This is a genomic window from Streptomyces sp. NRRL S-920, from assembly GCF_000717945.1.
Classification (GTDB): domain Bacteria; phylum Actinomycetota; class Actinomycetes; order Streptomycetales; family Streptomycetaceae; genus Streptomyces; species Streptomyces alboniger.
On record NZ_JODF01000021.1, the window covers coordinates 41,437 to 55,163 of the forward strand.

The 13,727-nt window shown below is 74.0% G+C and carries 11 protein-coding genes; 3 read left to right on the plus strand and 8 right to left on the minus strand.

Going from position 1 to position 13,727, the window contains the following annotated elements:
* Nucleotides 1-94: 94 nt before the first annotated feature.
* The 8 genes from IG54_RS0117485 to rimP form a co-directional block, all read right to left on the minus strand.
* Nucleotides 95-4,129 carry a serine protease gene (locus IG54_RS0117485; RefSeq protein ID WP_234336217.1) on the minus strand — a complete coding sequence of 1,345 codons (4,035 nt, stop codon included), beginning with the start codon at nt 4,127-4,129 and terminating at the stop codon, nt 95-97.
* A 251-nt stretch (nt 4,130-4,380) separates the two neighbouring features.
* A complete protein-coding gene (gene truB, locus IG54_RS0117490) occupies nt 4,381-5,289 on the minus strand; it encodes a tRNA pseudouridine(55) synthase TruB (protein ID WP_030784420.1) in 909 nt (302 codons plus the stop codon).
* On the minus strand, nt 5,286-5,744 hold the full coding sequence (rbfA, locus tag IG54_RS0117495) for a 30S ribosome-binding factor RbfA (RefSeq protein ID WP_030784423.1): 459 nt from the start codon (nt 5,742-5,744) through the stop codon (nt 5,286-5,288). The genes truB and rbfA overlap by 4 nt, the downstream gene beginning before the upstream one ends.
* 51 nt (nt 5,745-5,795) lie before the next feature.
* Nucleotides 5,796-6,089, minus strand: a complete 294-nt coding sequence (locus IG54_RS0117500; protein WP_030784426.1) for a DUF503 domain-containing protein — start codon at nt 6,087-6,089, stop codon at nt 5,796-5,798.
* 163 nt (nt 6,090-6,252) lie between these two features.
* Nucleotides 6,253-9,390, minus strand: coding sequence for a translation initiation factor IF-2 (gene infB / locus IG54_RS40300; protein ID WP_078594201.1), 3,138 nt, complete (start codon nt 9,388-9,390; stop codon nt 6,253-6,255).
* Between the two features lie 146 nt (nt 9,391-9,536).
* Nucleotides 9,537-9,827 (minus strand): YlxR family protein, encoded by a 291-nt coding sequence (locus tag IG54_RS0117515; RefSeq protein WP_078594202.1) that lies wholly within the window; start codon nt 9,825-9,827, stop codon nt 9,537-9,539.
* Between the two features lie 156 nt (nt 9,828-9,983).
* Nucleotides 9,984-10,973 (minus strand): transcription termination factor NusA, encoded by a 990-nt coding sequence (gene nusA / locus IG54_RS0117520; RefSeq protein ID WP_030784440.1) that lies wholly within the window; start codon nt 10,971-10,973, stop codon nt 9,984-9,986.
* A 2-nt stretch (nt 10,974-10,975) separates the two neighbouring features.
* Entirely contained in the window at nt 10,976-11,485 is a 510-nt protein-coding gene (gene rimP / locus IG54_RS0117525; RefSeq protein WP_030784444.1) for a ribosome maturation factor RimP, read from the minus strand.
* Between the two features lie 264 nt (nt 11,486-11,749).
* On the opposite strand from rimP, the gene IG54_RS0117530 reads away from it, so the two are divergent.
* From IG54_RS0117530 to IG54_RS0117540, 3 genes are read left to right on the plus strand one after another with little or no spacing between them, the layout of a single operon-like run.
* Nucleotides 11,750-12,280 carry a hypothetical protein gene (locus tag IG54_RS0117530; protein WP_030784447.1) on the plus strand — a complete coding sequence of 177 codons (531 nt, stop codon included), beginning with the start codon at nt 11,750-11,752 and terminating at the stop codon, nt 12,278-12,280.
* Nucleotides 12,277-12,747, plus strand: a complete 471-nt coding sequence (locus IG54_RS0117535; RefSeq protein WP_030784450.1) for a DUF4439 domain-containing protein — start codon at nt 12,277-12,279, stop codon at nt 12,745-12,747. Before IG54_RS0117530 ends, IG54_RS0117535 begins: the two co-directional genes overlap by 4 nt.
* A 25-nt stretch (nt 12,748-12,772) precedes the next feature.
* A complete protein-coding gene (locus IG54_RS0117540; protein ID WP_030784453.1) occupies nt 12,773-13,666 on the plus strand; it encodes an aminoglycoside phosphotransferase family protein in 894 nt (297 codons plus the stop codon).
* The last annotated feature ends 61 nt before the right edge of the window (nt 13,667-13,727 follow it).

Here is a 13,727-nt window from a genome sequence, read left to right on the forward strand (position 1 = left end):
GCCCATTGCGCAGGTCTAAGACTGCCATGCCGACGTGTCCCGGCTCGCATCGGTGTCTGCTCGGCGGGGCCGCGGGGGACATTCCGGGCGGGTCCTAGACCGGCACGTGCGCGCCGCCCGCGATGGTCGTAATCGTGCGGGAGGCGCTCGGGCCGATCAGGGCGGCCCACTCCTGAGGAGCGTCGCGGAGCCAGTGGGCGACGAGGGTGGCGAAACCCGGGTCGAGGCGGGCCTGTTCGACGAGGCACCGGTCGAAACGGGAGGCGCCCTCGGGGGTGCGTCCGAGGAGCAGCGCGGTGCGGTGCACGCGCTCGCGGGTGCGGGCCTCGCCGCAGTCGGCTGCGCCGCGGGCCGCGGACCGCAGGACGCTCTCCAGGACCGCCGGGTCCCGTTCCTGGCTGAGCAGTACGTCGAGCAGCTCGTCCCGCAGGGCCTGCGAGGCGGTGGTGCCGGGGGCGGCGAGGACGGGCGCGAGGGCGGCCCGGACCTGGGCGGGGCGGCTGTGCAGCAGCGCGGCCACCAGGGGGAAGAGGACGGGGCGGGCGCCGGGGCCCTGTTCGAGCCGCCGGTCGATGTAGGCGGCGGCGGATCCGGCGGCCTCGGGGCGGGTCTCCAGGAGGTCCTGTACGAGGGCGGCGACGCGGCGGGCGAGGGTGGGCGTGGTCACGTCGGCGAGGCCGCACAGGACGTCGTCGGCGGCCGGGCCCGGCGCGTGCAGGCGGGCGCTGAAGGCGGCGAGCACGGGCTCGGGGTGGGTGGCCAGGGCCTCGGCGGGCGCGCTCGCGGGCAGCCGCGGGTCCCCTGCGGCGAAGCGGCGCAGGGCGCGGGACAGATACCGGGAGCGGGTCTTGGGGTCGCGGACGAGCAGCGCGAGCGCGGCGCCGTGCAGGGCGTCGTCGGCGGGGCGGCCGAGCAGGGCGAAGGCGGCGTAGCGCAGGCGCTCGCGGTCGGCGTCCGCCGTGGCGTGCGGGGCGACACGCAGGCCGTAGGTGGCGGCGGCGACACGCCGGTCGGGCCGCTCGTCGTGGGCCCAGCGGCCGACGGCGCGGCAGACGGCCGAGGGCTCCTCCTCGGCGAGGGCGGCGAGGAGTTCGTCGGCGCGGGCGTGGGCGCGGTCGACGAGGGCTTCGGTGAGGTCGTCGATGGCGTGGTGCCGGTGGGTGTGGAGCAGCGCCTGCGCGGCGGAGGCGACGGTGGCGTGCGGCGCGGCGTCCAGCGTCCGCTCGTCGGTGAACCAACGGGCGAGGTGCGGCTGTACGGCCGTGGGGTCGGCGGCGAGGAGGCCGGCGACGGCGTCGAGGCAGCGGTCCGGGGTCCCCGGCGGCCCGTCCCGTACGACACGCCGCCGCAACAACGCGAACCGCTCCCCTTCCGCCAGCGGCAGCCCCAGCCAGAACTGGGCCCCGAACTCCCCGCGCTCGGCGAGCACTTCGAGGACGGGCAGGAACGGCGCCGCGTCGGGGACGCGCAGCAGCACGCCTCGGACAAGATGCCGGGCCCACCAGTGAGCGCCCTTGCCCCCTTCCCCACCACCCCGCTCCTTCGCGTCCTTCTCCGCCCTGCCGGCAACCCCGCCGGGCGGTGGCTCGGACTCCGAGCGGGGCGGCGCCTCGGATTCCGGCGTGGGGTCGGGGAGGGGTGCGGGGGCCCCGGGGAGGGGTGCGGGGGGATGGGAGGGGGACGCCGCGGACCCTGCGGGGGGTGCCGCCAACCCGGAGGGGGACGCCGCGGACCCGGAGAGGGACGCCGCCAACCCGGAGGGGGACGCCGCCAACCCGGAGGGGGACGCCGCGGACCCGGAGGGGGACGCCGCCAACCCGGAGGGGGAAGCCGGTGCCTCTGCGGGGAATGCCGGGCGGCCGTCTCCGGTGCGTGCGGGACGGCCGCCCCGGGTGGGTGCCACACGGCCGCCTCCGCCGGATGCCGCCACTCCGCCACCTGCGTCCTCAGCGCACACCCCGCCTGCCGCATGGGCTGGGCCCGCCAGCTCCGTCGCCGCGTCCGCCAGGTCCCACAGCCGCTGGCCCAGTGCGACCGACCCCCGCTGGCGCCCCAGCAGCAGCAGCGCCTCGATCACCGGGCCGATGCGATGGCGTGGCACCGGGAGGGGGCGGGCGGGGCGGCGCTGTTCCGGGACCTTCGGGGGGTGGGCCGCAGGGCGGTGCCGGTGGACCAGGGAAGTCAGCGCTCCGTCGACGTCCAAGTGCGTGCCCTGGAGCCAGTCGGCCACCTCCTCGTGCGCGAAGCGGTAGCCCGAGCCCGCCGGCACGAGCAGCCCCTCCGTCAGCACCGCCGAAGCCCAGCCCGTACAGCCGTGGACCCCCGGCAGCGCCCCCCACGGGAAGACCGCCTCGAAGGAGGACCGGTCCAGCTCCCCCTGGCCCGGGCCCAGACAGCGCCGCGCCGCCTCGTGGACCTGCCCGGCCACCTTCGCCGCCAGGCGTCGTACCGCTGTGCCGCGCAGGCCGTTCGGCGCCGCGAGCCGCACGGCGACCCGCAGGCACAGCAGGTCCAGATGCGCGGCGAAGATCTCCTCCCGCCCCGGCGTACCCGGCGGCGGCGCGTCGGGGCGGGCGGCGCGGACCTCGGAGAGCAGCCGCAGCGCCAGCGGATGCCGCGCGTCGGCCCCGGCGAGCGCGCCCTCCGGGATGCCGTACCGCGCGCGGGCCCTGCGCGCCTGCGGTTCCGGGAGGTCCGCCAGGCGTACGCAAGGGGGGAGTCCCGCGGCCCCCGCCCCGGACGCCCCGTGCAGCAGGCCGGGCGCGAAGCACTCCCCCGCCTGCTGCCAGTACTCCGCCCGGCAGGCGACGACGAGGCGCGTGCCCGTGTCCCGCAGCCACTCGGCCGTGCCCTCGCTCCACCGATCGAGGCGGTGCGCCAGCGCGGGCGGCATCTCCTCCGGTCCGTCGAGCAGCAACAGCAGCGGACGCCCCGCGTCCCGTACGAGGCGGGCCACGCGGTCCGCGGAGATGTCCCCGAGCCCCCGGCCCTCGGGCACCCCGTCCGGCGTCGACTCCGATGCCGGCTGAGATGTCGGCGCCGATACCGGCTCCGACGCCGGCTCCGACGCCGCGAGGATCCGTCCCGCCCGCTCGAGCGCCCGCTCCACCGCGTCGGCGACGGACCCGTCCGTGCCCCGCAGATCGGCGCCGCGCAGCCACAGCGTGGGGGCGGGTTCGGCTCCCCTGGCCCGCCGCGCGGCGAGCGCGGACAGTTCCGTCGTACGTCCTGTGCCGGGGTCGCCGACCAGGCCGAGCACCCGGGCCGGGCCGCCGGTGAAGAGGTCGAACTCCCTTGCCACCTCCGGCCGTTCGACCGGCTCCGGGCGGCTCGGGCGCGGCCCGTCGCACCCCGCCGACGTGGCCGTCAGATGCAGCACGCCCGCCAGATTGAGGTCGTCGCCGTACGCGGGGACGGTCGCGGCGTTCTGCGCGACGAGCGCGGCGAGCGGCCCGCCCGGGTCGGCGGCGGCCGCCTCCCTCAGCGGGATCGCGAAGCCTGGGGGGCGGTGCGTGAAAGGGGCGTCCCGCGCCGGGGAGGGGCCGGGGTCCTGGGGCAGCAGCGCGGTGCCGAGGACGGCGAGGACCGCACCGGAGGAGACGTCCACGACCGGCCCGCCCGCGGCCCCGCCGCCGAGTCGCAGCGCGTCGGCGCCGTCCGTGCCGATCGCCAGCTCCAGGGCGGTGCCCACCAGATGGAAGCGGTCCGTCGCCGTGTACGTCACGGCGGAGGTGCCGAGGACCCGCGCCTCGCGCCAGCCGAGCGCGGCGATCCGCACATAGGCGCCGGTCGCCACGGAGTCCCGCACGGTCAGCGGAAGGGGCCGCAGACCGAGGCCCTCGGTGCGCACGAGCGCGAGATCGGCGTCGGGCAGCGCCACCACGGCGTCGGCGGGCACCACGCAGGTGCGCTCACCGGGCGCGTGCAGGACGACGCGGGCGAGACCGTCCACGGCCTCGTGACTCGTGATGACCGTGCCGTGCTCGTCGGCGGCGAAGCCCGTGCCCCGCGGCCGCCCCGCCAGATCGCAGACCCGCACCAGGGCCCGGTCGAGCGCCGCGTGCCCGCTCCGCTCCTCCGCGCCCGCGGCGTCCCCGGCGTCCTCGGCCCGCGGACCCCGTCCCGCCATGCTCGAACCTCCCGGCCGTTCCCCGTTCTCCGACCGTAGGTCGGCGGTGATCAGCCGGACAGGACGCGATACGAACGCGCCCCCGTCCACCCCCTCGGTTCACTCCGAGCGCCTGCCCATTGGGGTGAATCGGCGGGCCGCAGTGGAAACACCTTGAGTGGGGGGACCGTGGAGCGGCGTGCTGAAGTCCGCCGCTCCACGACGAAACCCCGGGAGCCGAGTGGCGAGGACAGCGCGCCCGGCGGGGCCGCTCAGGCGAAGACGGCCAGGCTCTTGGCCTTGCCCCGCGACTCCTCCGCGAGGACCAGGAAGCGGCCCTCCGGGTCGAAGACGGCGACGGCGCCCACCCCCGCGTACTCCTCGGGCATCTCGATCCTGACGCCGTTGAGGAGCAGCCGGCCGCGCTTGTCGTCCACGTCCCAGCGCGGGAAGGCCCGCTCGGCCGCCTCGGCCACCGGCATCACGGTCAGCTCCTCCTGGAGCTGGTCCAGGGTCTTGGCCGCGTCCAGCTTGTACGGGCCGACGCGCGTGCGGCGCAGCGCGGTCAGATGGCCGCCGACGCCGAGGTCCGCTCCGAGGTCGCGGGCGAGCGCCCGGATGTACGTTCCCGACGAGCAGACGACCGAGACGACCAGGTCGAGTACGGGCGTACCGTCCTCGGCGACCGCGTCGCGCACGTCGTACACCGTGAAGGCGGAGATCGTCACCGGCCGGGCCGGGATCTCGAAGTCCTCGCCCTGGCGGGCGCGCGCGTACGACCGCTTGCCGTCGATCTTGATGGCGCTGACCTTCGAGGGCACCTGCATGATGTCGCCGGACAGCTTGGCGATGCCCGCGTCGATCGCCTCGCGGGTGATCTTCGAGGCGTCGGTGGACGAGGTGATCTCGCCCTCGGCGTCGTCGGTGAGCGTGTTCTGCCCGAGCCGGATCGTGCCCAGATACTCCTTCTCGGTCAGCGCCAGATGGCCGAGGAGCTTGGTGGCGCGCTCGACGCCGAGGACGAGCACGCCCGTCGCCATGGGGTCGAGGGTGCCCGCGTGCCCGACGCGGCGGGTCCTGGCGATCCCCCGCATCTTGGCGACGACGTCGTGCGAAGTGAAGCCGGACGGCTTGTCGACGATGACAAGGCCGTCCGGCGTTGTGGTGCTGCTCTTGCTCATGCGCGGGCGTCGCCGTCCGTCTCGTCCGTGTCGTCCTCGGGCTTCTTGTACGGGTCCGCGTCACCGGCGAACTCGGCGCCCGCGGAGACCTCCCGCACCTTCTCGTCCGACATCCGGGCCCTGTCGAGCAGGTCCTCGATGGCCCGCGCGTTGTCCGGCAGGGCGTCCGCGACGAAGGCCAGCGTCGGCGTGAACTTCACGCCCGCGGCCTGGCCGACCGCCGAGCGGAGGACACCCTTGGCGCTCTCCAGGCCCGCGGCCGCGGCCGCGCGGTCCTCGTCGTCGCCGTAGACCGTGTAGAAGACCGTGGCCTCCCGCAGGTCACCGGTCACCCGGGTGTCCGTGATGGTCACGTGCGTCCCGAGCCGCGGGTCCTTGATCCCTCGTTGCAGCTTCTGAGCAACCACCTCTCGGATGAGGTCCGCCAGCCTTTTCGCCCGCGCGTTGTCGGCCACTGCTCCGTCTCCCTTATCCCCGGGCATTCCCTGGGCTTGTCTTGCTGTTGTTCAGTCGTCGTCGCCGTGCAGCCGCCGTCTGACCGACAGCAGCTCCACTTCGGGCCGGGCGGCGACCAGTCGCTCGCACCGGTCCAGTACGTCCGTGAGGTGGCCCCAGTCGCCCGACACGGCGGCGAGGCCGATCTCGGCCCTGCGGTGCAGGTCGTGATCGCCCACTTCCGCCACGCTCACCGCGTACTTCCGCTGGAGTTCGGCGACGATCGGGCGGACGACGGAGCGTTTCTCCTTCAGCGAATGTACGTCGCCGAGGAGCAGATCGAAGGACAGAGTCCCCACATACATGTGTGTCCGGATGTCCCGCCGGTACGGGTTCGGTGGCCCCGCCAACCACTTGGCAGGGACACAAGAACCGTACACGGAACGGCCGGGGCCGATCGACGGGATTTTTCCCCGTCGACCGGCCCCGACACTGACCACGCGGATCAGACCGCCCTGAGGCAGTCGATCAGCCGCGCGGCTTCTCGCGCATCTCGTACGTCGCGATGACGTCGTCGACCTTGATGTCGTTGAAGTTGCCGAGGTTGATACCGCCCTCGAACCCTTCGCGGATCTCGGTGACGTCGTCCTTGAAGCGGCGCAGACCCTCGATGTTGAGGCTCTCCGCGATGACCTTGCCATCGCGCAGCAGGCGGGCCTTGGTGTTGCGCTTGACCTCGCCCGAGCGGATGAGGACACCGGCGATGTTGCCGAGCTTGGACGAGCGGAAGACCTCGCGGATCTCCGCGGTGCCCAGCTCGACCTCCTCGTACTCCGGCTTGAGCATGCCCTTGAGGGCCGCCTCGATCTCCTCGATGGCCTGGTAGATCACCGAGTAGTAGCGGACGTCGACGCCCTCGCGCTCCGCCATCTGCGCGGCACGGCCGGCCGCGCGGACGTTGAAGCCGATGACGATGGCGTCGGAGCCCATCGCCAGGTCGATGTCGGACTCGGTGACCGCACCCACACCGCGGTGCAGGACGCGGATGTCGACCTCTTCGCCGACGTCGAGCTGGAGCAGCGAGGACTCGAGAGCCTCCACCGAACCGGACGCGTCGCCCTTGATGATGATGTTGAGGTCCTGGACCAGGCCCGCCTTGAGCACCTGGTCGAGGTCCTCGAGGGACACCCGGCGGGTGCGCTTGGCGAACGCGGCGTTGCGCTCACGGGCGGCACGCTTCTCGGCGATCTGACGGGCCGTACGGTCCTCGTCGACGACCAGGAAGTTGTCGCCCGCGCCCGGGACGTTGGTGAGACCGAGCACGAGGACCGGAGTCGACGGGGTCGCCTCCTCCACGTTCTCGCCCTTGTCGTCGAGCATGGCGCGGACTCGGCCGTAGGCGTCACCGGCGACCATCGTGTCGCCGACGCGGAGGGTACCGCGCTGGACGAGGACGGTCGCGACGGCGCCGCGGCCCTTGTCGAGGTGGGCCTCGATGGCGATGCCCTGCGCGTCCTGCTCCGGGTTGGCCCGCAGGTCGAGCGAGGCGTCCGCGGTCAGGACCACGGCTTCGAGCAGCTGCTCGATGTTGAGGCCCTGGCGCGCGGAGATGTCGACGAACATCGTGTCGCCGCCGTACTCCTCGGCCACCAGACCGAACTCGGTGAGCTGACCGCGCACCTTGGTCGGGTCGGCACCCTCGACGTCGATCTTGTTGACCGCGACCACGATCGGCACGTCGGCCGCCTTGGCGTGGTTCAGCGCCTCGATCGTCTGCGGCATCACACCGTCGTTCGCCGCGACCACGAGGATCGCGATGTCGGTGGACTTCGCACCACGGGCACGCATGGCGGTGAACGCCTCGTGACCGGGGGTGTCGATGAAGGTGATGGCGCGCTCTTCGCCGTTGACCTCGGTGGCGACCTGGTACGCACCGATGTGCTGCGTAATACCGCCGGCCTCGCCCGCGACGACGTTCGTCTTGCGGATCGCGTCCAGCAGTCGGGTCTTACCGTGGTCGACGTGACCCATGACGGTCACGACCGGCGGACGGGAGACGAGCATGTCCTCGCCGCCCTCGTCCTCACCGAACTCGATGGAGAACGACTCGAGCAGCTCGCGGTCCTCCTCCTCCGGGCTGACGATCTCCAGGACGAAGTTCATCTCGTCCGCGAGGAGCTTCAGCGTCTCGTCGGAGACGGACTGCGTGGCGGTGACCATCTCGCCGAGGTTCATCATCACGCCGACGAGCGACGCCGGGTTGGCGTTGATCTTCTCGGCGAAGTCGGTCAGCGAGGCACCGCGCGACAGGCGGACGGTCTGTCCGTTGCCGCGAGGCAGCATGACGCCGCCCACCGACGGGGCCTGCATGGCCTCGTACTCCTGGCGCCTCTGCCGCTTCGACTTGCGACCACGACGGGCGGGCCCGCCGGGACGGCCGAACGCGCCCTGCGTGCCACCACGGGCACCGGGGCCACCGGGACGTCCACCGAAGCCGGGACGACCGCCGAAGCCGCCGCCACCACCGGGACGACCGGCGCCGCCACCACCGGGACCACCGGGACGACCGGCGAAACCGCCGCCGCCGCCACCGGGACCGGCCGGACGGCCCGCGAAGCCGCCGCCACCGGGACGACCGCCACCGGCACCGCCGGGACGACCGCCGCCACCGGGACCACGGCCACCGCCGGGGCCACCGCCGGGACGAGGACCGGCAGCGGGACGCTGCGGCATCATGCCCGGGTTGGGACGGTTACCCGCGGGGCCACCGCCGGGACGCGGGGCCTGCGGGCGAGGCATGCCGCCCGGGGTCGGACGGGCGCCGCCCTGACCCTGCGGACGGGGAGCGCCACCGGGGCCACCCTGGCCGCCCTGCGGGCGCGGGGCGCCGCCGGGGCCGCCCTGGCCGCCGGGACCGCCGGGTCGCGGGGCACCGCCCGGACGGGGCGCCTGCGGGCGCGCCATGCCGGTGGAGCCACCAGAGGTGAACGGGTTGTTGCCCGGACGCGGGCCCGCGGGACGGGCGCCGCCGGGACGGGGGGCACCCTGGCCGCCGGGGCGCGCGGCACCCTGACGGTCGCCGCGGTCGCCACGGCCCTCGCCGCGGCCACCCTGGCCCTGGCCGCCCTGCGCGGGAGCCGGACGGCTACCGGGCTTGGGGGCACCGGGACGGGCTGCGGCCGGACGCGGGGCCTGCGGAGCCGCGGGGGCTGCCGGAGCGGCCGGGGCGGCGGGCGGAGCCGTGAACTCCGGGGCGGTCGGCGCCGGGGAGGCCGGGGCCGGCTTGGGGGCCGGCGGCTTGGGGCCCGGCGTCGGGCGCGGGCCCGGGGTCGCCGGAGAAGCCGCGGGCTTCTCGGCCGCGGGCTTGGGGGCCGGCGGCTTGGGCGCGGCCGGACCCGGACGGGCGGCCTGCGCGGGAGAGGGGGACGCCTGGCCCGAGGGGGCCGGCGGCTTGGGGGCGGCCTGCTTGCGCGGCGCGCCGGGCTTGGCGGCGGACTTGCCGTTGCCACCCTGCTGGAATGCGTCAGTCAGTTTGCGTACTACGGGCGCCTCGATCGTCGAGGACGCCGAACGTACGAATTCACCGAGTTCTTGGAGCTTGGCCATGACGGCCTTGCTCTCTACCCCGAACTCCTTGGCGAGTTCGTATACCCGGACCTTAGCCACTTCGCTCCTTTTAGGTCCGGGTTACGCCGGACCGTCGCTACTTCATGGGCGTACTCATCGCGTGCTCATCGAGTGCTCATCGCAATCTCGACCTACTTCCAACTCGCGGAATACCAAGGCCGCACGGGGTTCCGTGCGACCACGTCTTACGGTGTTGCCTGCTCGGCAACTGTCTCGACAGCTCGGCGCAACGCCTCCGTGTCGAGCGGACCCTGGGCGCGGAAGGCCCGAGGGAACGCCCGGCGGCGGACCGCCAGGTCCAGACAGACCAGGGCGGGATGCACATACGCACCCCGGCCGGGCAGCGTACCGCTTGGGTCGGGGACGCAGGCGCCCTCGATCGCCACGATGCGCAGCAAATCGCTCTTGGCCGCTCGCTCCCGGCATCCCACACACGTACGCTCAGGGCATGCCCGGGCTGGCGTCCGGCCAGACACGCTCAAGTCTACCTCCCCGCACCGACCTCACCCCTTCGGGGCAAAAATCGAACGGCTACTCGCCACATACTGTCGTGATCCAAGCGGTGCGCGCCCGGATTTATTCCCACGGCCGCCCCCCGGAGTACTCCGGTGGCGGCCGTCGCGCCGGGTCCGCTACTGGTCGGCGGGGTTCTCGGTGTCGGGCCTGATGTCGATGCGCCAGCCCGTGAGCCGCGCGGCCAGGCGGGCGTTCTGCCCCTCCTTGCCGATGGCCAGCGACAGCTGGTAGTCCGGCACGGTCACCCGGGCCGAGCGCGCGCCGAGGTCGACGATCTCGACCTTGCTGACGCGGGCCGGGGAGAGCGCGTGGGCGACCATGTCGGCCGGGTCGTCCGACCAGTCGACGATGTCGATCTTCTCGCCGTTCAGCTCGGCCATGACGTTGCGCACGCGGCTGCCCATCGGGCCGATGCAGGCGCCCTTGGCGTTGAGCCCCGAGCGCGTCGAGCGCACGGCGATCTTGGTGCGGTGGCCGGCCTCGCGGGCGATGGCCGAGATCTCGACGGAGCCGTCGGCGATCTCGGGCACTTCGAGCGCGAAGAGCTTCTTGACCAGGTTCGGGTGCGTGCGCGACAACGTCACGGACGGGCCGCGGACACCCTTCGCCACCCGGACGACGTAGCTGCGCAGGCGCAGCCCGTGGGGGTACTCCTCGCCCGGGACCTGCTCCTGCACCGGCAGGATGGCCTCCAGCTTGCCGATGTCGACCAGCACGTTCTTCGGGTCGCGGCCCTGCTGGACCACGCCGGTGACGATGTCGCCCTCGCGGCCGGCGTACTCACCGAGCGTGGCGTCGTCCTCGGCGTCGCGCAGACGCTGGAGGATGACCTGCTTGGCGGTCGTCGCGGCGATGCGGCCGAAGTCGGACGGCGTGTCGTCGAACTCCTTGGGCTCCTGGCCCTCTTCGAGGTCCGCCGGGTCCTCCGTCGCCCATACCGTCACGTGGCCGCTGTCGCGGTCCAGCTTCACCCGCGCGCGGCGGAAGCTGCCGTCGGTGCGGTGGTAGGCGATGAGGAGGGCCGACTCGATCGCCTCGACGAGGAGGTCGAAGGAGATCTCCTTCTCCCGTACCAGACCCCGCAGGGCACTCATGTCGATGTCCACGGCTACGCCTCCTCCTCTTCCTTCATGTCCTGCTTGTCCTTGCGGTTGAACTCGACCTGCACACGCGCCTTGTCGATCTCGTCGAAGGCGATCCGGCGGGTGGTGGCCTTGCGGCCCTTCACGCCGGGCACTTCGAGGTCGAGCCCCTCGTCGTCCACCGTGAGGATGCGGGCGACCAGCTCGTCGCCAGCGGTCAGCTGGAACTTCACCAGGCGGTCGACGGCGCGCAGATAGTGGCGGTGCTCGGTCAGCGCGCGCTCGGCGCCGGGGGAACCGACCTCGAGGTCGTACTCCCCCTCGCCCATCACGTCGGTCTCGTCGAGCTTCGCGGAGAGCAGGCGGCTCACTTCCGCGATCTGGTCCAGATCCACGCCGTCGTCGGAGTCGATGACGACTCTCAGCACTCGCTTGCGTCCGACCGAGGCCACTTCGATCTCTTCGAGATCCAGGTCCTGGGAGCTGACGAGCGGTTCCAGTAGTTGCCGCAGCCTCTCGCTCTGGGTGGTGCTCATCCGGGTGACTCCTCGGCCGCGTGTGCTGTTGTGATTTCGTTGCAAGTCTGCGTGTCAGGTCAAAGGGTATCCGGTCCCGAGGGGTGTTGCCGCCCACCGGAGGGGCGATGTGCCGCCCGTCCCGAGCCGATCACGCGTACGGAGACCGTCCGAAGGTACGGTGATCACCGGGCCCGCGCCCACTCCCTGCCTCTGACTGCCTCTGTCTGCCTCTGTCTGTCTGCTCGCTCGCGCCTTTTGGCCTTCCTTCCGAGGACGTCTGCCGTGCCGTCGTATCCCACCGCCCCACGGTCCCGCCCGGGACCGCGCCGCAGGAGCCTGTTCGCCGGGGCCGCCGGCATCGCCTCCGCGGCGCTGCTCACGGGCTGCTCGGACTCCGCAGGCTCCGAGGCGGAGCACCCGTCCGCCGTGCGCCGCCTGCGCGCCCGGGCGGCGCGGGAGAGCACGGAACTGCTCGGGCGGTACGACGCCGTGCTCGCCGCCCACCCCTCGCTCGCCGGGCGGCTGGAGCCGCTGCGCGCGGAGGTGCGCAAGCACGCGGAGGCGTTCGGGGGCGGCCGTGCCCCGGCCTCCCCCTCGGCGTCGGCTTCCGGTGCCGCCGCCCCGGCTCCGAAGCCGTCCGTGGCCTCGGACCCCGGCAAGGCGGTACGCGACCTCGCCGACGCCGAGCGCGCCCTGGCCGACCGGCGGGGCGCGGCCCTGGTCGACGCCCCGGCCGAGCAGGCCAGGCTGCTCGCCTCGGTGGCCGCCGCGGGCGCGGCCCACGCGTATCTGCTGACGGAGGGCGACAAGTGAGCGAGTCCAAGGACGCCGAGCTGAAGGCCGTGCAGGCCGCCCTGGGCGCCGAGCACGCCGCCGTGTACGGCTACGGGGTCGTGGGCGGCCGGGTCGGCGACGGCCGCAGGGACGAGGCCCGCACCGCGTACGACGCGCACCGCGCCCGGCGCGACGAACTCCAGCGCGCCGTGCGTGACCTCGGCGGCGAGCCGCAGCCCGCCGACGCGGCCTACGCGCTGCCCTTCCCGGTGCCGGACGCCGCCGCTGCCGCCCGGCTCGCCGCCGATCTGGAGGACCGGATCGCCGGGGTCTACTCCGATCTCGTACGCGCTTCCTCGGGCGCCCGGCGCGGCAGCGCCGCCGCGGCGCTGCGCGAGGCGGCGGTCCGGGCGGCGCGGTGGCGGGGCGGGAGCGTAGCCTTCCCTGGGCTCGCCGAGCGGTCCGCCCCATCCGGCTCATCGGCTCCGGCGACGCCCAAGGCGTAACCCCTCAGGAAGGAACGACTCGCGCATGTCTTTCGAACCGCCGCGCCGCCTGGTCACCGCACTCGGCGAGACGGCGCAGGACGGCGACGACTGGCTGGCGAAGCTGCCCGAGGCAGTGGAACAGGCCGTCGCACTGCGCGAGTTGACCGTCGAACGGGTCCACGTCCCCGGCGGGCGCAGCGGCCTCGTCGTGATGGTGCGCCAGGCCGACGGAACGCCCGCCGTGCTCAAGCTCGTGCCGCCCCGGTCGCGCCCGGAGAGCGAGCGGGCCGCCCTCGCGCACTGGGGCGGACGCGGCGCCGCCCGGCTGCTCGACCCCGAGTGCGCGGACGGGGCGCTGCTCCTCGAACGGCTGCACCGTGATGTGTCCGTGCGCTCGCTGCCGGAGGCCAAGGCGCTGCTCGAAGCGGCGGGGACGCTGCGGCGGCTGTGGGTGGAGCCGCCCGCCGGGCACCGGTTCGAGACGGTCGCCGAGCGGACGGGACGGCAGGCCGAGGCGATGCGGGCCTCCTCGGGCGCGGAGGTCGCGCCGCTGGTGGACGCCGCCCTCGCCGCGCGGCAGGAGCTTCTCGCGGCGGAGCCCGAGCCGCGGCTGCTGCACGGCACCTTCCGGCAGAGCAAGGTCCTTGCCGGGGACCGGGTGCCGTGGCTGGCCGTGGGGCCCGATCCGGTGGTCGGTGACGCCGCCTTCGATCTGGCGCGGCTCGTCCGTGACCGGGTGGAGGATCTGATCGCCTCGCCGTCCGGGGCGTCGATCACGCGGCGGCGCGTGAAGAAGCTCGCGGAGTCCCTTGAGGTGGATCAGGAGCGGCTTCGGGGCTGGACGCTCTTCCGGGCCGTGGAGTCGGGGGTGCGGGCCTTGCGGGTGGGGCGGCCTCAGGACGCGGAGCTGCTTTTGGAGTTCGCGGGGTGGCTGTGACCGGGTGACCCCGGTGGGCGCGGAGCCCGCGGACCGTGTGTGGCTGGTCGCGCAGTTCCCC

What these genes read in the sequence shown, in the direction of transcription:
- truB (WP_030784420.1), bottom strand. Translation starts at nt 5,289, where the DNA reads ATGAGCAAGAGCAGCACCACAACGCCGGACGGCCTTGTCATCGTCGAC.
- rimP (WP_030784444.1), bottom strand. Translation starts at nt 11,485, where the DNA reads ATGAGCACCACCCAGAGCGAGAGGCTGCGGCAACTACTGGAACCGCTC.
- IG54_RS0117485 (WP_234336217.1), bottom strand. Translation starts at nt 4,129, where the DNA reads ATGGCGGGACGGGGTCCGCGGGCCGAGGACGCCGGGGACGCCGCGGGC.
- IG54_RS0117540 (WP_030784453.1), top strand. Translation starts at nt 12,773, where the DNA reads ATGTCTTTCGAACCGCCGCGCCGCCTGGTCACCGCACTCGGCGAGACG.
- IG54_RS0117500 (WP_030784426.1), bottom strand. Translation starts at nt 6,089, where the DNA reads ATGTATGTGGGGACTCTGTCCTTCGATCTGCTCCTCGGCGACGTACAT.